The following is a 24,317-nucleotide window of genomic DNA, read 5'->3' as shown; positions in this document are numbered from 1 at the left end:
TCTCTTTTCAGTGGTTTGTCACAGTGGCTTGATTCGTAGCCACTAGTTCCCCTCCCCCTTCCGGTAAAAACCGAAGCGGGAGGCGTTGAGCCTTTAGTTTGTGTTTGTGTTTGTGTGTTGTTGTTTTGGAATTCGCGCTGATAGCAGCGGAGAGAACGGACTGATTGTGGAAAAGCGGAGCGTTCGCCAGCGTAAAAAGCGCACAGCGTCCAAAAGCTAACACCAAGAACCTAAGGCTCAATCAACCCATATTTCGTTTTTATCCGATCCAACTTCTCAATCATAGGATTAGCAATAAAAAACAAAAACACCACCGTCGAGATCGCATGCACCATATCGAACCAAAAACCTGAAATATAAGTGGTCATTAAAGCCGGCCAAGAGAACTCTGAAGTGAACATCATCAACGAGCCTATATTGATAATGCCTCCGTATACGAAAAACGTCGCTAGCCCTCCGAATATACACAGCGACAGCTTATTCTTTTTAAGCAGACCCTTCTTGAAGAAAATGCCCGCCAGGAAGCCAATGATGCCAAAACAAAACATTTGCCAAGGCGTCCAAGGTCCCTGCCCAAAGAAGAAATTCGAGACAAAACCTGCAACAGCGCCAACCAGAAAACCTGCCTCCGCACCCAAGCTTACCCCTGCGATGATGACAATAGCAACCACTGGCTTAAACTGCGGCAACATAAAAAAGGCTGCGCGTCCCGCCACGGCAATGGCTGCTAACACCGCTATAACGATCAGCTCCCTCGCCTGCGGCTTCCGGTTCTCGAACACCATCGCAAAAGGAATCATCGTATAGATAACAATTAATAGACTGATAAAATAATACTTCCGATCATTTAGCACAAAGATCCCTAATAAAATCGTAGCTGGAATGACAATGAGGATTAGTAGTGCCGCTAATAAAGTTCGACGACTCAAACGACGATCCGTTATCTGCTTCTTTGACATAAATCAATCACACCCCCTATCGTTACTCCCTCATTCCATACATGACGCGCCATACGGTTGGCAGCAGTTGTATAGAAGCTGTTTCCCGCAAAAAACTTCTGCGCTTCATTCGTAGTGATGATACTTCCATCAAAAAACATGGCGCAGACCTCAGCATACTTAGCACAAAATTCAACGTCATGCGAGACCATTACAATAGTTACTCCTTCGGCATTGAGCTTTTGCAGGAATACGGCTAGTTTCTCTTTGAAGGGCCCATCCAGTCCTTTGGTCGGTTCATCCAACAGCAGAATCTTTGGTTCTAACAAAAGCACCTTTGCCAACGCTGCACGCTGTTGTTCTCCCCCGCTGAGATCATACGGATGCATGGAGAGGAGATGTTCCAGTTCTGCAAACTTAACCACAGCCTCAACTCTGGCGGTTTTTTCTTCCTTCGTCAAAGAGAGCTGGGATAACATCTCATATAAATCTAGCTCGACTGTTTTTTTCACAAATAAGGTTTGCGGATTTTGCGGGAGGATGCCCAGATTGCTAGTAAACAACGCTTTGGCATTCATCTTCGCAGGGTTGTTCCCGCCGATTAGAACTTTCCCTCTGTAAGGCTGAAGGATCCCGCTCATCAGCGACAGCGTTGATGTCTTACCCGTCCCATTCCCGCCAACAATACAATAAAATTGCCCTTGCTTCACTTCAAACGACAAATCTTTAATGATATCCGATCCATTTTTATCATATTTAAACCATACGTCCTTAAACTTTATGACTACAGGGCCGGCCTCTTTCGTGCTAGGCTGAGTTTCTGCCATCGTTGCAGGAGTCTTACCCTTTAGAAAAGCATCCAACCATTGGCGCCCTTCCTTCACAGTAACAGGCCACGCTAAGTCATGATCTACTCCTGCAACAATCTGCATCGGCGAGGGCATGGACAGAAACATCGGATGGTTCAGCTTACTTAAAGCCTCGCCCACTTTTTGCGGGGGATCATCGGCGATCACAGCTCCCTCATTCAGCACAATCAACCGATCTGTAAGCGGAAGAACATCCTCTAGACGATGCTCGGTCATGATCACGGTTGTTCCCAGCTCACGATTTATTTTTTTGACCGTCTCCAGAAAATCGGAAGCCGCAATAGGATCTAGCTGGGAGGTAGGCTCATCGAGGATTAGAACCGAGGGATGCATAGCCATTATGGAGGCTAAGTTAAGCAGCTGCTTCTGGCCGCCTGATAACTCGGTCACACTGTTATGAAACCAGGTCTGGATCCCAAAAAAACTAGCCATTTCCGCCACACGCAGACGAATCGTAGAATTATCATACCCCAAGCTCTCCAGCCCAAAGGCAAGCTCATGCCATACTTTATCTGTCACAATTTGATTGTCCGGACTTTGGAGTACATAACCAATTTCCGTGGCCTGCGTTCTTTGATCGATCTCCTCAACAAGTTGACCCTTATAATAAATTGCCCCTTGGCGATTGCCATGTGGGGTTAGAATTGTTTTCAGTTGTCTAAGCAGAGTGCTTTTGCCACAGCCTGACTTACCACAAATAGTAATGAAGTCTCCACTTTCAATCGTTAGATTAATATTCGAAAGAGCCGCTTGCTCTTGTTCAGGAAAAGTAAAGCTTAGTTCTTCGATTCGATAGATTTCCATTTCATTGCCTCCACCATATTGATGAGCACTGGGATCATACATAACGCAAAATAAGCGATATATATAAGAATACTAAAAGGCGTAATTGCGCTCGCTTTAATCGACGGATAGAATCTCATGGTGTTCTCACCCATCACTGCCCCTACGGCTACCAGCGCAATTAAGCCTGTCATGATCAAGAGGACTACTTTGTCTCGGGCATCTAACCGAAAGATAGAAAAGCTTGTACGGCCCGGCAATCCATACCCTCTCGATCTCATGGAATCCGCTGTCTCAATCGCATTTTCCAAAGCCCAGGTGGTCATAATGGAAAGGATCGTAATCCCATTCCGCGCACGCGCGAGGAGATTCCCCTGTGAGACATCCCGGCCTATACATTTTTGAGCATTCGAAATCACCTTGATTTGCGCTAAATATCTAGGAACAAAACGAAGCACCATCGAAAAAATCAACGACAGTGCCGGCAGTATTTTTCCGAATATATAAATAAACTTATCCGAGGTCATCACGACGTTATAACAGGAGAACCAAATAATTACCGTCACAAACATACACGCCGCTGCCACGCCATAAAGAATCGATTCCTTCGTAATAGGGTTCCCGTTGTTTAAATAGAACAAGATCGTTACCCCTTGATGATTAAAAACAGGATTCATCACTGCCATAAACAGCAGAAAAGGAATCATGTAAAGCAGATTAAACCGGATGCCCTTTTTTCCTTTTAACATAGTTGAGTAGGCTACAGCACTAATAAGGGCAATCACTTGAAATATAGGATGCATGAACACCATGCTAAACAGCAATACAACAACAAAATATAGAAAATTCACAAACGGATGAAAGGTAGAAAAGCTATCCTTCATTATTTCTGAGCTCCTCCTGTGGCAACATAACCACCCACATCTCGACCTAGATCACAAGTGTATACCCAATCAATGACATCGCCATCTTTGAGAACATAACGGCTACTGCCGTAGTTAGGGAACCAGCCATTTACTTTGTACATCCATCCACTGAGCTCTCCAGCATCGAATTCATACAGATTATTTATGCCTTCAATATAATTACTGTTATAGATCGGCGTCATGCTAAATTCCATATGGATTTTATTCTTTTTCATTTCTCTTAGTAAAACATCAAACACAGACTCACCTTCATAAAAGGTTACCTTCTGCGCTTTATAAATGATACCATCTGCCGGCAATACTTCAAGCTTATCCTTATTAAAAATATCCATGTTATCTAAAATTGTTGCCGCTGAGACGGACAAGGTAGCCGTTAATTGCTTCTTCTTATCTACCGTTGCATCTTGCCATTCCACTGGTTTAGGTTTCCCGCTTGGCACTGGATCGGTAAGAAATTTATCCTTTTTCGGTTCCTGCTTGGTTTCTGTTGTCGCTACTTTTGAATCAGGTTTTGTTACGGGTTTTGCCGTCGCTTTCGTTTCCGGCACGGACGGTTTAGCCGCTTTCGGCGTTGCGGTCGGTTGCTTCGTTGCAGCAGGTTTTGTTGTTGCGGCCGGCGTTACAACTTCTGTTGGTGCTGCAGTTCCTGTTGGTGTTACAGCTTCCGTTGGTGTTGCCGATTCATTTGGTTTTAGGGTTTCAATGGGCTTAGCTGTTTCACTTGGCGTAGCTGAAGGTGTTATCTCCGTTGTCTCGGTAGCGATTGCCTCAGTGGGTTCAACATCAACATTTGTTGCGGAAGCAGTGTTCTCTGGCTCTATAACCTGTGTCTCAACGCTACTATTAGCGACCTTGTTTGGGCTCTTCTGGTAATCCCCGCCCCAAAAGAAGGCGATAGCCAATACACCTATGATTAGTATCGCTGTTAACCATTTCTTCTTGTTCATTTCTCTAGTCCCACCTTAAATAATAAGCAAGGGTATACACGCTACCCTTGCTTATCTCTCTAAATATAATTCTATTTGACGTCTGTCATATCATAAAGACGTGTCTGGCCATTAACGAGCCGATCATAGGAAACCAGTGCATACATCGCCTGATCCGTAGCCATAAGATCTACTTCTCCTGGTTGCGCGCCTCCATTGCCTACTCCACCCTGCTTCACGTGATAAAAACCACCTTCAGGTGCAGCAAAACTAAGCAATGCGTCTACTGCGGAATGTCCATTTTTAATAAATCTGGAATCCTTATGCGGGTCAATACCAAGGCCAGTTAAAGCTACAATCACCTGAGCGATGCTTTCGGAATTTGTAGATTCCCAGCTTGCAAAACCACCGTCTGCTGTCTGTGTTTTGGATAACCAAGCAATCCCCCGGTCCACAGCAGCTGTTACTTTGGCGTTGGTTTTGTAATACGGCGTTAAGCCTTGAATGACCATCCCCGTGATATCTGGATCAGCCGCTGTAGCATTACTGCCTAGTGCCCATCCACCGCCGCTGATCTCTCTGCCCAAAATATAATTAATGAGCATCTCTCTAGTCGTCTGCGTCTTTACATCCTTAACCACAGGAATGTCGTAATGATTACTGTCCAGTGCAATGAGAGCAAACACAGGACCATTAATACCTTGCTTAATTACAGTATCAAAATCCGCGAGAGGTACAAGTAGGTTATAACCCGCCACTTTATCAATATTTTTGTTGATTGAAGTTAATGCCAAAATAACTCTATCATATTCCGTATATTTTACGCTATGCAGCTTCCCAGCTTTTTCTTTAAGAGTTGCTTCTACATTCGCATAGTACTTAGCGTAATAACTATCTGGAACCTTCACACCAGAACGTGCCAGCCCAAATACTGTCCAATCCCCGCCAACCGAGGAGATGACCGGGTTTGTTACTGTTTTTTGCAAAAAGGCAGCTGTGTTCTGAATGTAAGAACTAACTGCTGTATTCTGAATAGTTGGACTAACCACTTTGTTCCCACTCTTATAATCATGGGTTCTAGTAGCTACAACAGCCGCCATTTCTCTAGTTACAAGCTCTTTAGGCTTAAATTGATTATCATCGCCTAACATCAAACCAGTCGCAACAACGGTCTCTACATCTGCTTTGGCCCATGCCGATACTGTGTTGATATCTTTAATCGCTGTTCCTGGCTTCGTCGCCGGGATAGCCAATGCTCTGACGATAATTGCGGCCATTTGCTCCCGAGTAATTTTGTCATTTGGCTTAAACTCATTATTAAAGCCTGTGATTAGACCTGCCTTATGCGCAGCATTCACATATGGATAGAACCAATCGCCTAGAGCGACATCCTTATAGGTAATGCCTTTATCACTCTTAATATCAAGTTCTAATGCAGAAACGAGAATCTTAGTGAACTCCGCTCTTGTGATATAAGCTTTCGGATTCACCTGACCATTGTTACCTTGGATATATCCTTTTACCGTAGCTGTTTCAATCGCTGAATAAGCCCAGGAAGAGATCTTATCAGCATCTGTATACAGTTGTTTAATATCATTCGTGTTCTGGTTAGGATCCTTAGGAGTCACTGTTGGAGATGGACTCACATTTGGATCAACGCCGGCTTCCGGATTAGCTCCCCCACCAGGAGCAGGAGTAGCACCAGGCTTAGGCGTTGGGGTTGGAGTAGGGCTTGTAGTTGGTATCGGTGCATTTAGATCTACACCCAAATTCGTAGTATAACGCCACTGAATTCTTTCCCCGGCACTTAGTTTATATGAAGATGCACCATAATCAGGATAGACTCCATTCACATTATACATCCATCCACTGCCGCTGCCATGGTCAAATTCTCCATCGCCTGCGATCGATTCTACATACACACTTCCATATTTACCGCTCCAAGAATCTCGATATTCGATACCGCGGCTATCTAATGTTCTTTTTAATACAGACCACACCGTGTCACCAGATTGTAGCTCTACCTGTACAGATGGAACAACATATCCCTTATTAATTGTAAGCTTATCCACGGACAGGGTTACATATGGTTTCGATGGAGTGGTTCCGCCACCATTGTTGCCACCATTGTTGCCGCCATTTCCTTCACCATTTCCGCTACCACCGTCGCCGCCAGGTGTTTGTACTGCACTGGAAGCATACGCAATGTAGTCAGTGAAGTGATTGGTTTTTACAATTAAGTCATTTCCACTATCATAGGCATACTCAGACTTACCGCTTGCAAAACCTAAGTCATCACTTGCAAATTTTTGAATGGCATGAGGGGTGCCATTTTGAATATAAGCAGCTTCTTTTCCTTTAAGGTCCTTAAAGGTTAACGTAATAAATTGACTGAATTCTACTCTTGCACTACCACCCATGGAAAATGCTTGAAGAATGTTATCAAGCTTCTTGTCCCCGGGAATAATCTGATTCACACTATCTTTTAGTGCAGATTCTGCACCGGTTAAAGCTGAAATCAGTTCAATCGCAGAGGCATCCCCACTTGTAACTTTTGCACCCTTAGGAATGACTACAGATACGTTACCTTTTATGGCCTCTATCTGAGGAAGGTCGCTGTTACTTGGTAAATTGACACTAACCTTCGATTGATTTTCTTCCGAAATAGCTACTGTGATTTCTTTGTTGCTATCTCCAGTGCTGATCGGAACGATATAATCATTAGCGTCATTTGGGATTTCTACTTTCGGGTTCTCCCCAGAAGGTAACGGAAGTTCTTTCGGACCCTCTGGTTGCCCAGGCCCCGGTTCTTCTGGTTGTTCCAGTTTCACATCATTCATATCAAAGAGACGGTTGCTATGATTGATCAGACGATCATAGGACACAAGTGCATACGTACCTTGGTCCGTTGCCATATTGTCCACTTTGCCTGTGAGGATATGCTTAAATCCACCCTCAGGTGCAGCAAAGCTAAGCAGTGCATCAATAAGCGAATTTCCACTTTTAACAAATCTAGTGTCCGTGTGCGGATCTATGCCTACACCAGTTAAGGCTACAATTACCTGTGAGATACTTTCGCTGCTAGTGCTTCCCCAGCTTGTAAATCCGCCTTGATTGTTTTGGTTATCGGACAGCCATTGGATCGCCCGATCCACAGCAGCTTTTACATCATCACGGGATGCATAATAAGGTGCAAGAGCTTGCATCGCCATCGCAGTCATATCGACATCGGCTTTGGTTACGCCTAATGCCCAGCCGCCAGCTTCTGCTGTACCTTTTTTAACCTCTTTATCTAAAATGTACTGAACCAGTTTTTCTCTTGTGGTCTGTTCTGTAACTCCATCAACTACAGGGATCTCATAGTTGTGGCTATCTAGCGCGATCAGAGCAAAAATCGGACCATTGTTGCCTTGCTTCTGGATATATTGATAATCAGCCAGTGCTTTTCTCAGATCATATCCCGCAACATTTGTGATATTTTTTCCGATAGAGGTAAGCCCTAGAATCGCTCTGGAATTCTCTGTGCTTTTATTGGCGTCGAGTTTTCCATCCTCTTTAATGGTTGATGCTATTTTCGTTGCTACATTGTTGTAATAAAGATCGTAATAACCGTTAGGTACTGTATAGTTCGCCCGAGCCAAAGAAAGGATTGACCATTCTCCACTGCCTGTTCCAAACGTTGGATTCTTTACAGTATTTAGAATATAGGCAAGGCTTTTATTTAATTGTTGTTTGGCTACTACAGTAGTAGGTTGTTCTAATTGCACATCATTCATATCAAAGAGACGGTTGCTATGATTGATCAGACGATCATAGGACACAAGAGCATACGTACCTTGGTCCGTTGCCATATTGTCTACTTTGCCTGTGAGGATATGCTTAAATCCACCCTCAGGTGCAGCAAAGCTAAGCAGTGCATCAATAAGCGAATTTCCACTTTTAACAAATCTAGTGTCCGTGTGCGGATCTATGCCTACACCAGTTAAGGCTACAATTACCTGTGAGATACTTTCGCTGCTAGTGCTTCCCCAGCTTGTAAATCCGCCTTGATTGTTTTGGTTATCGGACAGCCATTGAATGGCCCGATCCACGGCAGCTTTTACATCATCACGGGTTGCATAATAAGGTGCAAGAGCTTGCATTGCCATCGCAGTCATATCGACATCGGCTTTGGTTACGCCTAATGCCCAGCCACCGGCCTCTGCTGTACCTTTTTTAACCTCTTTATCTAAAATGTACTGAACTAGTTTTTCTCTTGTGGTCTGTTCTGTAACTCCATCAACTACAGGAATCTCATAGTTATGGCTATCTAACGCGATCAGAGCAAAAATCGGACCATTATTGCCTTGCTTCTGGATATATTGATAATCAGCCAGTGCTTTTCTCAGATCATATCCCGCAACATTTGTGATATCTTTTCCGATAGAGGTAAGTCCTAATATTGCTCTGGAATTCTCTGTGCTTTTATTGGCGTCGAGTTTTCCATCCGTTTTAATGGTTGATGCTATTTTCGTTGCTACATTGTTGTAATAAAGATCGTAATAACCGTTAGGTACTGTATAGTTCGCCCGAGCCAAAGAAAGGATTGACCATTCTCCGCTACCTGTTCCGAACGTTGGATTCTTTACAGTATTTAAAATATAAGCAAGGTTTTTATCTAACTGTTGTTTGACGGCAACTGTAGTTTCCAGTTTGTAAGTAACCTGATAAGTTACATTTGTTTTGTTTCCAGCTCCGTCAAGAGCCGTTACAGTAATTGCATTACTGCCTGAATTCAGAGTAGCTTTGTACTCCCCATTTGCAGGTGATAAAGTAACTCCATTCAGCTTCACTTCTGGAGTAATGTCACTATATACATTGTCTGTGACAGCTACTTTGAAGCTTATTTCTTTATTGGATACTTCCTGTTTATCTTGTATGCCACTTACTGTAATAACAGGGGGTTCTATGTCTAATGCATTGTTAAGACCGACAAGCGCATGATCTACACTTATTTGAGAGCTTGCCATGTTTTCGAGCACGGAATAGGCTTGATAAACTGCCGATTGCACTACTGGTCTGTCCAAAATAGTTTCTTTATTAGGGGCACTGTTAATCTCGGCGATTTCTGCAGTTAAAGCATCCTTATTGGCAAGTTGAACTGGGATTTCCCCCCAGCCGCCAAGATCAGAACCATAACCATAAGTGGTGAACTGAGTTCGAATGATGTCACCGTCTTGAGGCTTATAATCGGTCATCCCAAACGGAGGAAACACATTATTTACTGCATACATCCAACCCGACATGGAGGTATAGTCAAACTGACTTAACCACTCTGGGTCTGCTTTAGTGCCGACTGTTTTCCCATCGGCTGAAATCATATCTAAAATATATTGTGGAATATTGACTTCACTTCTGCCACTATCTTTAACTTCTGATAAATAAAAACCACTATCTATATTTCCTAAATATCTATAATTCCCATCACCTAGCGCACGTGTTATTAAAGATGCGCCATTATCGCCTTCATAAATCGGAACTTTAATAGGTTCCTTAATATACCCTTGGCCTAAGGAGAATTTCTCTACGGATACAGATACATACCCTTTAAGGGTAGAGCTTGCTCCATCTGCTTGAGCCGGGATTACACTTGTAGAGAATGTCGTAATAAATACAGCTACAATTAGTAACCACGCTAAAAACTTATTTTTCTTCATTTTTCCATAACCCTTCCCTTCATACCTATGATAAAAAACAGAATAAACTTTTCTTATAACCACAAAAAAACCACTCAACATAAACGTCAAGAGGTTAAGATAGTGAACCACAATAATCGCTGGCCAACACTATTCAAGCACCTCTCTATCGATCGTAGAGTTTGATGGTGTAACAGAAAAAGGCAGATATTCTGGCTCAAGTATCATCACCCTTGCTGCCTTCCCAGTTTCCCAGTGGCATTTTGCAAGGACTCCTCTTTCACAGCGGCGGGACCGCGCGGGATTCACACCCGCTTTCCATTTAACCAATCTATGATTGTACTTCCGCAACTATCATAGTTGGCACCTATTTCTAATTTTAAATTTTCATGCTTCATCATAACTAATATATATGCTTTTGTCATGTTATATTTCTTTTTTGTATAACGGGCAGCTAGAGATAATCCTATTGAATAACCAATTTCTACGACTAGGGGTTATTTAAATAATTTCTTTATCCAACTGTGGGGGAAATCAGTTTAAATCACTAATTCTTATATGAATTTACCACAAATTAGTAAGGTACTCGCTAAGTGTATTCTATGTTAGGGTATATTAAGAAAGCGTTTACAAAATAAAAAATGGAGGTGTTTATGTTCATCTAACCACCAAGTACAGCGTCAAAGCCAGGTCCAAGCATCCTAAATTATCTCACAAAGGAGAATTCAATGACTACGCGAATCCAGAAATCCTTCTTATCATTGACACTTGTCACCGCTCTTCTGCTCTCTCTGTTCTCATCCATGGCCGCAGCTGCAACTAAGGACGAGCAACAAGCTAAGGCAGCGCCAAAGAGTAAGATCCAATCCTATGTAGACGAAATGCAGCCCGGATGGAACCTTGGCAATACTTTAGATGCTACAGGTGAGGATGAAACCTCCTGGGGCAATCCACGTGTGACCCAAGATCTTATTAAAAAGATCGCCGCTCAAGGCTATAAAAGCATTCGGATTCCTGTGACCTGGGATACTCACATGGGTGCGGCACCAGACTATACCCTAGAAAAGGCCTACCTCGACCGTGTGGAAGAAGTTGTCGGCTGGGCACTGGACGCCAAGCTTTATGTCATGATTAATGTCCATCACGATTCCTGGCTATGGGTAAGCCATATGGAAGAAAAACACGATGAAACGCTGGCACGTTATAATGCAGCTTGGACTCAAATTGCCGATCGCTTCAAGGACAAATCCGATAAGCTGATGTTCGAGAGCATAAATGAACCTCGGTTCACCGATGGTGGAAGCACAGACGAAGCAAAAATGGAGCAAATGCTTACTGAACTTAATAACTCCTTCTATCAAATCGTGCGGAAATCCGGTGGGAAAAACGACCTCCGCCCACTTGTATTACCTTCATTAGAGTCTTCACCTACGCAAACAAGAATGGATCATCTCTATAAGACGATTACGGCTCTGAACGATCCAAATATTATTGCGACCGTTCACTTCTATGGCTTCTGGCCTTTTAGTGTGAACATTGCCGGCTACACCACGTTTGAAAAAGATACAAAAAACGATATCACTCAAACTTTTGATAACGTTTACAATACATTTGTAGCTAAAGGCATCCCTGTCATCGTCGGCGAATTTGGTTTATTAGGTTTCGATAAAGACACGGGTGTGATTGAACAGGGCGAGAAGCTTAAATTCTTCGAGTATCTGACTTATTATTTGAAAGAAAAGAAAATGACTTCCATGCTCTGGGATAACGGGCAGCATTTCAACCGTAAAACTTATAAGTGGTCTGACCCTGAACTCCACAATGTATTAATGTCTGGTCTGAAGGAGCGTTCCTCCAGCACCGAAAGCGATTTGGTCTACCTAAAAAAAGGGGCACAAATCAAAGATACCAAGGTTAAGCTAAACCTGAACGGCAATAAGCTAACCACCATTAGTGCCAACGGAAAATATCTGACCAAAGGTAAAGATTACACCTTAAATGGTGAGGAGCTCATCCTCAAAGCCAGTCAACTCAAAAAGCTCACAGCTTCCCAAAAATACGGTGAAAATGCCGTGCTGACTCTGAAATTCAACAAGGGTGTTGCGTGGAGACTTAAGGTCATTGTGTATGACACAGCTAAATTAAGCGATGCAAAAGGCACGACTGAATCCTTTGCCATTCCGACCACCTTTAATGGTAACCAGCTTGCCACAATGGAAGCTGTATATACCGCTGGTGGCAATGCAGGTCCGCAGGACTGGACTCCATTTAAGGAATTCGGCAATACCTTCTCACCTTCTTATAACACTAAAGAAATCAAGCTGCTTCCCGCGTTCTTTAAAGATGTTAAAGACGGCGAGGTTATCCTGAAGTTCCACTTCTGGAATGGGGATATTATCACCTACAAGATCACGAAGAGCGGAACAAACGTTGTAGGAAAGTCCTCTTAAGCATCGGTCCTGTTAACAACACAAATAGGGGTGTCCCTTCAGGGAACATCCCTATTTGTATTCTACCCATCACATATAAACCTCATCATACGAAATTATCATCAACCGATAAATTAAATATACGCCAAGATAGGCTCCGGTAATAAGAAACATTGGATTCAAAAATATCGCATGGATCGAGGTCATAAACACAGCATGATCTCTTAATATCTCGTAAATTGCCAAGGCGGAAATGTTTCCAAAGATAATCGCACTTAAGACCGAAACAACATTAAAAACCATACGCCACTTTATCGATTTACCCTGTAACATCAGCATAACAATGGGAACAAGAATACTACCAAGTACGATTAGAAATTTCATCCAGCTCACCTCGGTAAATTTTTAATCGTCCAACTCCACACTTTCGATTTGTCCCTCTGCATTTACCGTCCACTCGATTTCAACGCCATTATTCAATCCGAGCTTGTCTTCATCTTCAATGACTATATGATCAGGAATCGTTAAGGCTTGCTCTTTACCGCCCTCCACTTGAACGGTAACCTGTTTACCCTTAACCGCAGTGATCCTTCCGTCATATTCAATCTGCTGCAAAACAATCTTTTGATTCGGATCTGTAATGGTGACCCGCTTGCCTCCGTCAGTTAGCAGCTCAACCTTTTTATGATAGTTATCTTTTAACGAAACCTCCTTGATAACTCTCTGAATGCTAACCCCCTCTGGAAGTTTCCCAGTATTTGAGCCGGGTGCCGTAGATGTTAGGGGTTGTTCTGTTGCATTATTCGTAGGTACAGGTGTAGTTGCTTCGGCAGAAGGTGCTGCGGATTCTACTTGAGCTGTTGGAGTAGGCACTTGAGTCTCATCCGCTGCTTTAGTGCATCCACTTAGCAATACCGTACATGCACAAATACAACAAAGAATTGTAGCCCTGGAAAAACGTTGTGTTGTTCCTTTAATCGATATCATCTTTTACCCCCGCATTTTAATGTATTTTTTTCTCTATAGTGGACATAGTTTTACCTCTTATCTTCCTTTTATTCACCAGAATATGGCCATATGAAAGCAACAGTTAGATAACAATTCATGAATATGTCAAAAAACCGCCCTGATTTAGATCAGTGGCGGTCTCCATGAAATGATGAGATAAATCAGATCTTATTAATTTACAATATGTGTGCCAGCCTGTTGGCTCATCGCAGCTTTCATATTTTCCGGATTAGTAATGATAACTCTACGTCCCTCTTTTTTCAAAAAGCTAAGACTTGCTTCAATTTTAGGCTGCATACTGCCGGCAGGAAAATGACCCTGCTCCGCATATACCAACATTTCTGCCGCTGTAACTTCTTCAAGAGCCTTCTGCTCAGGCGTACCGAAATTCACACATACCTGAGGAACTCCTGTTGTAATGATCAGCGATTCTGCATCGATCTGTTCGGCCAGCAGACTTGTAGCAAAGTCTTTGTCAATGACCGCATCGATACCTTCGTAGGTATTATTTTCGGTTTTGATCACAGGAATCCCGCCTCCGCCAACAGCAATCACCACATAACCCGTCTCAATGAGTGATTTAATGACATCTTTTTCAACGATATCTATCGGCTTAGGTGATGGAACAACACGGCGGTAACCTCGACCTGAATCCTCAATGATGACCCAATCTGGCTTGGCACGCTTCATCTCCTCTGCTTGCTCAAGCGTGAAGAAGGAGCCCACTGGTTTCGAGGGAGACTGAAAATTCGGATCATTTTTGCTAACCTCGACCTGAGTAATAACTGTGGCAACCTTCTTGTCTAATCTGCGATGAATAAATTCATTTGTTAAGGCCTGCTGAATTAAATAGCCTATGCCCCCTTGCGTGCCCGCCACGCAATTGACCAACGGAGTAACATCCATTCCAGTGACTTCCGAAGCCACCTCGCTTCGTCTCAGCTCGAATCCAACCTGTGGACCGTTACCGTGAGTAACCACCACATCGTTTCCTGCTTGCACCAGATCAGCGATATTGACAGCAATTTCCCGTACTGCCTCAGATTGATCCTCTATAGAATCGCGGCCATTGTCTTTCACCAATGAATTACCGCCAATGGCTACAACTATAAATTTACTCATTCCATTCCTCCTGACGGATCAGTTGATCCTCATTTATTAGCGTTTAAGGGCCAGCTGAAATTGTTCCTTTGCGGAGTGAAAATCCGGATTGGCAGGATTATAGCTGATAGCAATATCTATTTCTTGAATGGCCGTTTCATGATTACCAAGTAAACCAAGTGACTGAGCCTTATGATGATGATATAAAGGATTGCTCGGATCGTTAGCAATTGCGTTCTCAATCGCCTCAACTGCCTCTTGATGCCGGCCAAGTGATCTCAAGCTGTTCGCCTTATGGAACGAGAAATCATACCGTCCAGGCTGCTGTTCCAGAAGCTGATCCATAACTTTGACCGCTTCCTCATGCCTGCCCAACTCTCTTAAATAGTTGGATTTATGATAGCGGAAGAAGCTTTCGCCAGGATCACGTTCTATCGCTTTGTCATACTCTGCTAACGCTTGCTCGGATCGCTTCATCATTCGGTAGGCATTTGCGGTATAGAAATAGAAATCAAGGTCATCTGGATCAACAGTAAGTGCCTGTTGATAGGCTGCCAGAGCTTCCTCATATCTCCCGAGTTCCCCTAAGAAGTATCCTTTATAGTAATAGAAGTCTGAATTATTACTGTCCTCTTGCATTGCATGTTCCATAACCAAGCTTGCTTTCAGGAAATCCTCTGCCCGAGCTAGCTCTTGAGCGCTTTGAATACTTGGATGAATCGTTAGCTTTTCTTTATTGAGAATACGGATGACCTTCTCCTGACCCATCGCTTCTGCATGCTGCAACGATGATTTGCCGTCACGATCCGGCAATTGAACATCCGCTCCAGCATCCACCAACAATTGAATAATATCGGAGTATAAACGGCCACCATTCCCGAGAATTACTGCCTCCAACAAGGCAGACCATCCCAGATTGTTCATATGGTTAACTGCAACACCTGCTTCCAAGCATTTCTGAACAGTTCTTAGATATCCCTTCTCGCTGGAGGGCAGCAGTGTAGTTCCTCCAAAACGATTCACACTGGTTGTATCCGCACCTGCGGCAAGAGTTAAAGATAATATCTCATGGAATCCATTGGCACCGGCACACAGGTAGGGTGATAACATAGTGATATCTCTTGCATTCACGTCACTGCCTGCATCAATCAGCTTTTGAGCGAGAGAAATATGATTTTTTTGCGTTGCCGCCATCAGCGCAGTTCGGCCACTGGCATCCTTATGATGAACATCGGCACCACGAGCTAAAAGCTGCTCTACGGCAGCTAAATCCCCGCGATCCGCTGCTTGAATTAAATCTTCTGACAGAGTTTGATTAGTCATGGCTTTAGCTCTCCTATTTCTTTTTATCAATTATTTATTCGGATTGCAGCTTGTTCGCTGGGTCACGAAGGTCTGAAAAATGCTTATAAACAAATAACCCTGCAACCATCAAATAGGCGTATACGAACGGCATAAGTGAAGCTTGAGCAAATCCAACAGTCGGCGCGTGAATGATCCCAAATAAAGATAGACCAGACGCGATTACAGCAAAGACAGCAGCCCGCAGTGGTTTATTCAGGATAGAGAAAATAGTGATGGAGCCCCAAATCAAGCTGCTAAGCGGTGCACCATTTCCTAAATGCATCAGGCCGTTGTAATAAACCCCTTTACTTAATAAGAGATCAATCCCCACCTTAGAAGCCGAAGTTTCAGCCGCAGTAAAAATGTTGTTCGCAAGCGTTAAAGCCCAGTTAGCAATCCATGGGAACAAGGTGATAAAGATAACGGGCACTTCATTTTTAGGTGTCTCTCGAACCACCTGATTCGCCGTAACGACCCCGACATAGACCAGAATCGGAACAATCGCCACAACAGGTATGATAGACAACAGCAGTGCCCCTATGCCAAAGAGACAAATAATTAACATGGAGAAACCAGAAGCTATGGTATAACCAAGTCCAGCCCCAATAGATTTCCAGCCTGCATGACCAATATACACAGTTACCGGGAACGGATTACCTGTGAAAGCACCAATACTTGAAGCAACCCCATTCGTTAGCATAACGTTACGAGTGTTATAAGGGTCTCCCGCAGCGTGTGCGCTCTCAATATTTTCAAGGTCAAAAATATAATTCGCCAGTCCCAATGGAATTGCAGAAGCCAGGTATGGCAAGGCATGCGGTATCCCTTGAATTAGGCTGGTAATATGCACCTCAGGTGGATTAAACCCCAGTGTTGAAAGAGCCGTTGTGATCGCTTCTGGATTCTGCAAGCCGAATATCCAAGCCAGCGCAGTTCCAGCAATCAGCAGCAGAAATCCTGTAGGAATTTTTTTGAATATCGGCGATTTGCCAAACCAGTTAATAAAGATGATCACAAGTACAACAAAAGCACCACAGGTGTTTCAAAGGATTGCAGCATCGGGTTCATGGCCAGCAATAACAATCCAAGTCCAGATAAACAAGATAAAAGTACGGTTCTTGGAATAACCTTGCGCAGCATATCTCCCAGAAATGAGCCGACAATAAGAATCAAGGCTTCAAACAGGCACCATACGAGACCAATTTGCAGCGCAAATGATGCATCATTGGTTTCTCTAAATACGGGAATTAACACTAGAAAAGTTACCGTAAAAATCGATGGAGCACTAGGTCCTGAAGGTAATGCGGTTATATCCGTTCGGCCTGTTTTTTTGGCTAGCTGATATCCAAACCAGCCATAAGCAATACTTGCGATAAAAATCGCGAGTCCAAACGCAGGAACGACTCTGCCGTAAACCATACCTTCCGGAAATCCTACTACAAAAATTAACAGTGAAATCATCGTAAGCAGATTGGTTAAATTGTTAGCAAGCAGCCCGAAAAACGCGGCCCAATCTCCCTTTTTCCAGAACATCTTCATAAATACTTGATCCATAATAAATCTCCCCCTAGATCGTTAGCGCTTACATACCAATGGCTTATGAAGCCCTCAGGCCCTTGAATAGGCCTGAAGGGCAGATGGTTCTATGAATGCATGCTCTGGCTAAAAGCGAGAATGGCTTGCTCGAAACACTCGATTGGAGGATGAGTGATTCCGGCTCCAATCATTCCGACGCCTGGATCCTTATGGGCAATAGCCGTGTTGATCACTGGCATAATGCTGGTTTGACCCACTTTACGAATATCGATTCCAGTAGGAATTCCGCGGAAGTTCAACAAAGGAATCGTCACATTTGGATTCTCCGTTGTAGTGATTTCCTTCATTTTCACAGAATAGTTCATGGCATCATCTACGGTTCCCCCAACTAATGCTACAATGGCCGGTGCAGTTGCCATGGCGAAGCCACCTATACCATACGTTTCGGTAATCGCACTGTCACCGATATCGAGTCCCGAATCTTCCGGCTTATATCCTGCAAACATCGGTCCGACAACCTTTTGAGCGGGGCCGGTAAACCAGGTATTGCCTGGCATTCCACTGACACGAATACCGAATTCCACGCCATTGCGGGCCATCGTTGTTACGATGGTACTATGCTCGATGCCATGGGCAGCATCAAGTGCACATTTACAAAGAGCCATCCAAGTTGGTCCGGAGAAATAATCACTCATTGCCACAAAGTCGAACACTTCGATTTTCTGCTCATTAGTAAAATCTGTTCTCAGGATAAGCGGCGTTAATGCCTGAATCAAAAGAGTCGTTCCAGCGTTGTTGCGGTTATGGCATTCATCTCCCATATGGAGTGCCTGTGATAACATGAGCCGCAGATCAATGCCGTTCTCAGAGAACTTCATCGCCTCACGCAGCATCGGTCCAAGCACATCTCTCATCCAGATCAAACGGGCAACGACCGTTTCATCGTTTGCACCCATCCGCAAGATTTTCGACAGTTGCTCACTAAGGTTCGTATAAGCGATGTTGCCATACGTTTTATTCTCTACAATGTGCATGAACATAGAGGCTGAGGTTACCCCTGCCATGGAACCCACACAATTATGCTCGTGACAAGGGGAGAACGTAATCTCACCTGATGCCGCTAGTTCGGCAGCTTCATCGAGATCCTTCGCCAAGCCCTCAAAGACCAAAGCGCCGGTAACTGCACCTTTCATGGGACCACTCATCTTATCCCAAGTAATCGGAGGTCCTGCATGCAATATCGTAGTTTTAGTCATCCCGGGTACGACGTTGATCGCTTGATCAAAACCAATCAATACCGGTTGTGAATTCACGATTCGCTCTACAGCCAGCTTGTTGGCAGCCTCAATTTTTGCAGCAATCCCCTCTTGCTCTAACGCATCCAGTGCAGCAATTAATTCGGGCTTACCTCCACCAGGTGGCTTCCATTCCAGATGGGTTACGTTGCCTTTTTGCTTCAGAATATCATCCTTGAACATTTCTAGGCCGACATTGATAACGTGAAGTTCACTCTTAAATAACTCATTGATTCTGCTCATGTTATACTCCCTTCTCTACAAAACCTCTGGCAAGAAGTCCTGCATTCGTATTACTGCTTGCATAGGTAACACCTGCGGATACCAACTTATCAAGCTGTTCTTGGGCGGAGGGTGTATCCAGATCGGTTCCAAGTACATAGCCGATAATCTCCAAATGTCTGCCTTCTTGTTCCGCTGCTTGCTTAGCCTCAATAATTGCAGGCACCATAACACCTACTGGATCCTCATGCGATCCATAGCCTAATACAAAATCCATAATGATCACGCCCACCGCCGGGTCCTTCGCTTCCTGCTTGAATCTGGCAATCCGTGAAGAAGGATCAATCATCGGATGTGGTTTGCCGTTAGTGAAACCATCATCCCCAAAGTCAATAAACGTATGCGCTTGGCTGATATGGATATCACCCAGCTGATATTCCGGATCTTTTGGAATGTTGCTATAGACATCTTCGTATTTCTCCATCGCTAGATACATTGCTTCATCACATAAAGTACCGCCGCAGAATAACCCACGAATATACTTCTGTTCTGGTTTCAGCCTGACCTTAATCTCCTCAATCAGCGGAAGGTTTAGCGGATGCTTGTCAATTTGACTCTCATCAATGCCGGATAGAATTACCGCCTTCAGCGCGGCCTCTTTGGTTGTTTTGGCAAAATGTCCACCTGCCTCCAGAACAGCTTCCTCCGTTCCTCCGATAAAGCAGACCACGACAGGCTTATGCATATTTTTGATTTCATTCAGCACTTTTTGTTCCACACTTTTGGCTGGTGGCTTGGAAATCAACACAATGACCTTAGTGGCTTCGTCTTCGTTAAGCGCTTTCATAGCATCAAGCATCATTACTCCGCCGACACGTTCACTTAGGTCTCTGCCGCCTGTACCAATCAACTGTGAGATGCCTCCGCCAAAATCGTGAATCCGCACGCTGATTTCCTGACTTCCTGTGCCGGATGCACCCACGATGCCGATATTTCCTTTACGAACCTTATTGGCAAAACATAGGGCCATATTTCCAATGATCGCGGTTCCGCAATCCGGCCCCATCATCAGTAATCCACGCTCATGTGCTATTTTTTTTAATTCAATTTCGTCTTCTACGCTTACGTTGTCACTGAACATCATGACATGGAGATTATTCTCCAGCGCTTTTCTTGCTTCTCTGGCTGCAAACGCTCCGTTGACTGAAATCACTGCAAGATTAGCTGCTGTCATATTCTTCACTGCCGACTCAATTGTTGGATATTTAAGCTCTGTACCACCAACTGCACTGTCTTTTTTAATAAACAGCTCTTCGATTACTTCAAAGGCAACTTCAGCCAGCTCAGGGGATGCTGCTTTGATTACGATCATCAGGTCACTATTCTTAGCTTCCTCTAGCTCAGGGGTTATCAGCCCTACATTCGCTAATACCTCTTTATTCATTTGAGTAGCCATAGCGATAAAAGCTTGTTCGACACCCTCTATTTGATTCGCTTTGGTCGACAACGACATGAGCGAGACGGAATCAAAGTATGTGTTTCTTTTAATTACTATTTTAGTCGACATATCTTACCTCCAACGTTGTTCTAGATTAAGATCCAAACCGCTAATGATTCCCAAGGCAATATCTGTTCCGGAAGAAGAACCTATATCCAGCACTGCCGATAAGCCAAGAAGCATATTTTCCTTACTCTCATACATGAGCGAATGCAGCATCTGACCCATTGACTCTCTCACCTGACCCCAAGCCGCTTTTTTCAGAGCCATATAGCTTATTTCATTCGTTAATTCAGCTGCTTCGTTCACGACTTCCCTGCACCACAGCTGGTATTTACTAATAGGACTCTGAGGCAGATGGATCACAGCAAACAATCCAACTAAAAAATCATCTCCCGACGGAGTCAGCCCTGGGCCTAATCCCATTAGTCGAATTGCATAAAAAGCAGCCTCTTCCATGCTGTCATTCGCCAAGGCGTTCAGAAGACCTGAAGATCGCTCTTCCAGCAGCCGCATCGTTTCTCTCTCAAAGCTGCTAGAACCCGCAAACTGCTTCATACCGCCTGGTTTTCCATAGCTATTGATATAAGCTTTTGCCGCAGCCAAATTATCTCTTAGCGTCTTTACTTCTATTGGAAAAACAGATAAAGAGCTCTGCCAAACTGTCAGTTCCTTCATCGATATTGAAAGCTTAGTGCCAATATATAATTGATCACTCTCCGCAAAAACTTCTTCTCCCACAACCAGTCCAAGAACCGAAAAACTACTAACCTCTGTGATCAAAGTATTAGGCGCATTATCTACCCTACTGCTCGCAATGGTATATAATTCATCAGTTGCCTTGCACCTTACATTTACTGTCCGCTCAAATATGCTGTGTACATTTCCGAAAAATCTTGATTCTCGAATCCGATGAAAGAACTCGCTATCACTGGATATCCCAGCTTTTAAATAAGAGGTACACTTGCTCTGAGAATACTCCGTTTGATCGCCCCCTTGAGAAGGAAGTAGATAATGGTTTGGTCACTTATTGTCAGGTTATCCTATATAGAAAGCGTTCTCATAAAAAAACCGTAACGGTTGATGATGAATGATAGAAGATGTTACACTCAGTTCATAAAATTCCAAGAATGATGAAGATTGAGTTGCTTTCTGTGTAAAAAAGGATATTTTTGTGAAATATATCACAGTTTAACGGTTAAACGTTACCTGACACCCTTATTGTAGTCCTCCGTACACTGGGGGTCATCATACAAGAACACTAAAAACAACAAGTAATCACTATGCACATTGCACAATGGGTGATGATGAGAGGTGTGAATTGATGCTAACGATAAAAGATATCTTACAAATCAAATCCATCGAAGGCATAAAGATCGTTGCGGGGCATTCTGGCCTAAACAATCAAATCTCCGTAGTTAATATCATCGAGAATCCGGACGTATTTGACTGGCTGACCTCGAACGAGCTGCTTTTATCCACCGGCTATATCTTCAAAGACAGCACGGAGCTGCAGAACAAATTCATTCATGAGCTGGTGGAGAATAACTGTGCAGGACTCTGCATCAAAATGAAGCGATATTTCGAGGCTATCCCGCAGAACATGATCGAGCTTGCTGATAAGCATGGACTTCCGCTACTGGAGCTCCCTTTTGAATACACCTTGTCCAGAGTCATTGCGATCATTAACGAAAAGACCAACGCGGATTACGATGCAGTGAACCGACGTTCGCTCGACCTTCATAACGCACTGTTCAAAATCGCACTCGAAGGAGGCGGTATTGAGCAAATATCGGCGGAATTGTCCGACACCATCCATAACCCTGTTCTTATATTAGATAGAGACTGGAACCTACTCTGCTATACAGATCATAAGGATAACCCATCTCCACTTCAGGAATTCCTGCCACTGGTGAAGAACAGGCCTGTTTTTCCACCAGAGTTCACGGTAGCTTTCCCAAAGTATATTACTGAAATCAAAAAATCCATCAAACGCACCTACTATTCTCAGGGACAGCCGTACAAGTGCTGCATTATGCCGGTTTCTGTATCCAGTAACGCTTACGCGTATATCGTCGTTCTGCAAACGGTACGCAAGCTGGTTGAATTTGACTACACCGCGTTAGAGCATGTATCCACGATGCTTGCACTGGACCGGATCAAAGCCAAGGAAATCGAAGAGGTAAAGCATAAAATCAGGCAGGACTTCTTCGACGACTTATTAGCTGGCAATATTACTTCAACAGAAACACTGCATTCCCTGTCTGCTATGCATGGGCTTAAAGTTAACTATGCGTATTACTGTACAGTTATCCATATTGAAGCTACACAGCTGGAAAACTACACGGACATGGTTTATAGAAAATATGAAATGGAGCATATGGTCAAAAAATGTGTCAATTTGATCTATGGCTTGTCTAGTAATGCAGGTGGAGAGCTAATCTGTTACTATCGCAATCAGCAAATCATCATCTTGATCGGCAAAAATGAAAATAAACCGCCAATTTCCGTAAGCGATACGAAAGCCTTTGCACAAGAGGTGCTGCAGTTGCTGGCTCAGGAAATGACTAAAAACCATTTTCTCATCGGCATTGGCAGTCAGTATAAGACACTTGCTTCGCTCCATCGAAGCTTCTTCGAGGCCCAGGAAGCTATGCGGCTCATGCAGCGGTTTAATAAAGACAGCCGGAGCATTGCTCACTTCGAGGATTATTCTGTCTATCATTTTCTGGATTCCAATATTAAGCCTACGGAAATGGAGACATTCTTTAACAAAGTTCTGGGAGGCATCCATGAACATGACCAGACGATGAACACGAGATTCATGTCTACCTTGGAGTATTATTTTATGTACAATCAGAATGTAACCGAAGCCGCCAAAGCGATGTTTATTCACCGCAATACCTTTATTTACCGGATTGATAAAATCAAAGATTTGCTAAATATAGATCTGAAAAACTCAGATGAGTTATTCGAGATTCAACTGGCACTTAACCTCTATCGATTGCTGCAAAGGGGTTAAAATAACGAAGGGTATTCCCGGCAACCCTTACTCTAGTTGCACTGGAATACCCTTTTTTTCATAACGTCATAGCACCTCCATATCTTGCTAAATATTCTTCCTTCTCCTTATAATCCGGCATTAGGCTTCCAACCCGTCGCCAAAAGGAGCGATCATGGTTCATATGCAGCAAATGACATAACTCATGGATGATCACATAATCGATAACCTCCACGGGAGCCATGGCCAGACGATAGTTAAAGGTTAGTTTTTTATCGGAGCTGCAGCTTCCCCATTTGGTCCTGGACTCTACAATCTCGATACTCTTAGGTTTTACTCTAAGCTGCGTCTGGTACCTAGTGATCCGCTCTCCTATAAGCTTCTTGCAGCTAGAGAAATAGAACTTTTTCAGCTTTAACTGAAGTTGTTCTTCACTTAACTCCGCTGTCTCTATAAGCTCATGCAGAGAATAATATTTGCCTAGATACAGGAACTTCCCTTCATCTTCGTAGGCTCTGATCATCTTTGGCGTTTCACGAGCCGCTTCGAGACTTTGCAGCTTCTCCACAATCATTTTGCCATTACGCTCAACCACACTTTTAATCGTCTCTTCAGATGTTTTCTTAGGTGCCTTGAGTGTTATGCGCCCTGACGAATCTATATGAATGGAGATTTTTTTCCCGTTTCCATATTGAACATTAAACTCGATCACCTGATTGTCGTAATCAATCTTCATACCCACCATCGTTTCTATAAGATTATTCGC

General features: G+C 43.6%; 17 protein-coding genes and 1 riboswitch. Of the genes, 2 read left to right on the top strand and 15 right to left on the bottom strand.

Annotated elements, in window-relative coordinates; genetic code table 11:
• Window positions 1-230: 230 nt before the first annotated feature.
• The 5 genes from MKZ09_RS04515 to MKZ09_RS04495 form a co-directional block, all read right to left on the bottom strand.
• On the bottom strand, window positions 231-959 hold the full coding sequence (locus tag MKZ09_RS04515) for an ECF transporter S component (protein ID WP_036684891.1): 729 nt from the start codon (window positions 957-959) through the stop codon (window positions 231-233).
• Window positions 941-2,611, bottom strand: a complete 1,671-nt coding sequence (locus tag MKZ09_RS04510; protein ID WP_076208126.1) for an ABC transporter ATP-binding protein — start codon at window positions 2,609-2,611, stop codon at window positions 941-943. The genes MKZ09_RS04515 and MKZ09_RS04510 overlap by 19 nt, the downstream gene beginning before the upstream one ends.
• The gene (locus MKZ09_RS04505; protein WP_076208128.1) at window positions 2,584-3,474 is read right to left on the bottom strand and encodes an energy-coupling factor transporter transmembrane component T; all 891 of its coding nucleotides are present in this window, start codon (window positions 3,472-3,474) and stop codon (window positions 2,584-2,586) included. The genes MKZ09_RS04510 and MKZ09_RS04505 overlap by 28 nt, the downstream gene beginning before the upstream one ends.
• Complete coding sequence (locus MKZ09_RS04500; RefSeq protein WP_076208130.1) at window positions 3,474-4,463, bottom strand: DUF4430 domain-containing protein; 990 nt, start codon at window positions 4,461-4,463, stop codon at window positions 3,474-3,476. Before MKZ09_RS04500 ends, MKZ09_RS04505 begins: the two co-directional genes overlap by 1 nt.
• A 71-nt stretch (window positions 4,464-4,534) precedes the next feature.
• Window positions 4,535-10,138 (bottom strand): S-layer homology domain-containing protein, encoded by a 5,604-nt coding sequence (locus MKZ09_RS04495; RefSeq protein ID WP_162636651.1) that lies wholly within the window; start codon window positions 10,136-10,138, stop codon window positions 4,535-4,537.
• A 164-nt stretch (window positions 10,139-10,302) separates the two neighbouring features.
• Window positions 10,303-10,503, bottom strand: a riboswitch (cobalamin riboswitch).
• A 342-nt stretch (window positions 10,504-10,845) separates the two neighbouring features.
• Here MKZ09_RS04495 and MKZ09_RS04490 point away from each other — a divergent pair.
• Window positions 10,846-12,567, top strand: coding sequence for a cellulase family glycosylhydrolase (locus tag MKZ09_RS04490; protein ID WP_076190126.1), 1,722 nt, complete (start codon window positions 10,846-10,848; stop codon window positions 12,565-12,567).
• 69 nt (window positions 12,568-12,636) lie between these two features.
• Here the strand turns inward: MKZ09_RS04490 and MKZ09_RS04485 are convergent, their stop codons facing one another.
• From MKZ09_RS04485 to MKZ09_RS04445, 9 genes are all read right to left on the bottom strand, one after another.
• Window positions 12,637-12,930: a transposase gene (locus MKZ09_RS04485; RefSeq protein ID WP_076136793.1), complete on the bottom strand. Its 294-nt coding sequence runs from the start codon at window positions 12,928-12,930 to the stop codon at window positions 12,637-12,639.
• 21 nt (window positions 12,931-12,951) lie between these two features.
• Entirely contained in the window at window positions 12,952-13,533 is a 582-nt protein-coding gene (locus tag MKZ09_RS04480; protein ID WP_076207675.1) for a hypothetical protein, read from the bottom strand.
• 192 nt (window positions 13,534-13,725) lie between these two features.
• A complete protein-coding gene (arcC, locus tag MKZ09_RS04475) occupies window positions 13,726-14,676 on the bottom strand; it encodes a carbamate kinase (RefSeq protein ID WP_076105343.1) in 951 nt (316 codons plus the stop codon).
• Between the two features lie 36 nt (window positions 14,677-14,712).
• Window positions 14,713-15,978 (bottom strand): tetratricopeptide repeat protein, encoded by a 1,266-nt coding sequence (locus tag MKZ09_RS04470; RefSeq protein ID WP_076207673.1) that lies wholly within the window; start codon window positions 15,976-15,978, stop codon window positions 14,713-14,715.
• Window positions 15,979-16,012: 34 nt separating this feature from the next.
• Window positions 16,013-17,014 carry a hypothetical protein gene (locus MKZ09_RS04465; RefSeq protein WP_256719288.1) on the bottom strand — a complete coding sequence of 334 codons (1,002 nt, stop codon included), beginning with the start codon at window positions 17,012-17,014 and terminating at the stop codon, window positions 16,013-16,015.
• Window positions 17,011-17,553, bottom strand: a complete 543-nt coding sequence (locus tag MKZ09_RS04460) for a hypothetical protein (RefSeq protein ID WP_218643142.1) — start codon at window positions 17,551-17,553, stop codon at window positions 17,011-17,013. The genes MKZ09_RS04465 and MKZ09_RS04460 overlap by 4 nt, the downstream gene beginning before the upstream one ends.
• 89 nt (window positions 17,554-17,642) lie before the next feature.
• Window positions 17,643-19,073 (bottom strand): YlbE family protein, encoded by a 1,431-nt coding sequence (locus MKZ09_RS04455; RefSeq protein ID WP_076207671.1) that lies wholly within the window; start codon window positions 19,071-19,073, stop codon window positions 17,643-17,645.
• A 1-nt stretch (window position 19,074) separates the two neighbouring features.
• The gene (gene fdrA, locus MKZ09_RS04450) at window positions 19,075-20,619 is read right to left on the bottom strand and encodes an acyl-CoA synthetase FdrA (RefSeq protein WP_076207669.1); all 1,545 of its coding nucleotides are present in this window, start codon (window positions 20,617-20,619) and stop codon (window positions 19,075-19,077) included.
• 3 nt (window positions 20,620-20,622) lie between these two features.
• Window positions 20,623-21,333, bottom strand: a complete 711-nt coding sequence (locus MKZ09_RS04445; RefSeq protein ID WP_143767377.1) for a DUF2877 domain-containing protein — start codon at window positions 21,331-21,333, stop codon at window positions 20,623-20,625.
• Between the two features lie 541 nt (window positions 21,334-21,874).
• Between MKZ09_RS04445 and MKZ09_RS04440 the strand changes: the two genes are divergently transcribed.
• Entirely contained in the window at window positions 21,875-23,572 is a 1,698-nt protein-coding gene (locus tag MKZ09_RS04440) for a PucR family transcriptional regulator (RefSeq protein ID WP_076136807.1), read from the top strand.
• 58 nt (window positions 23,573-23,630) lie between these two features.
• Here the strand turns inward: MKZ09_RS04440 and MKZ09_RS04435 are convergent, their stop codons facing one another.
• A complete protein-coding gene (locus tag MKZ09_RS04435; protein ID WP_076136931.1) occupies window positions 23,631-24,287 on the bottom strand; it encodes a M48 family metallopeptidase in 657 nt (218 codons plus the stop codon).
• Window positions 24,288-24,317: the final 30 nt, after the last annotated feature.

The sequence above is a fragment of the Paenibacillus sp. FSL R5-0908 genome (assembly GCF_038006245.1).
Lineage (GTDB): Bacteria > Bacillota > Bacilli > Paenibacillales > Paenibacillaceae > Paenibacillus_AQ > Paenibacillus_AQ odorifer.
The sequence above is the reverse complement of the archived record's forward strand: the minus strand, read 5'-3'. Positions and strand labels throughout refer to the sequence as shown.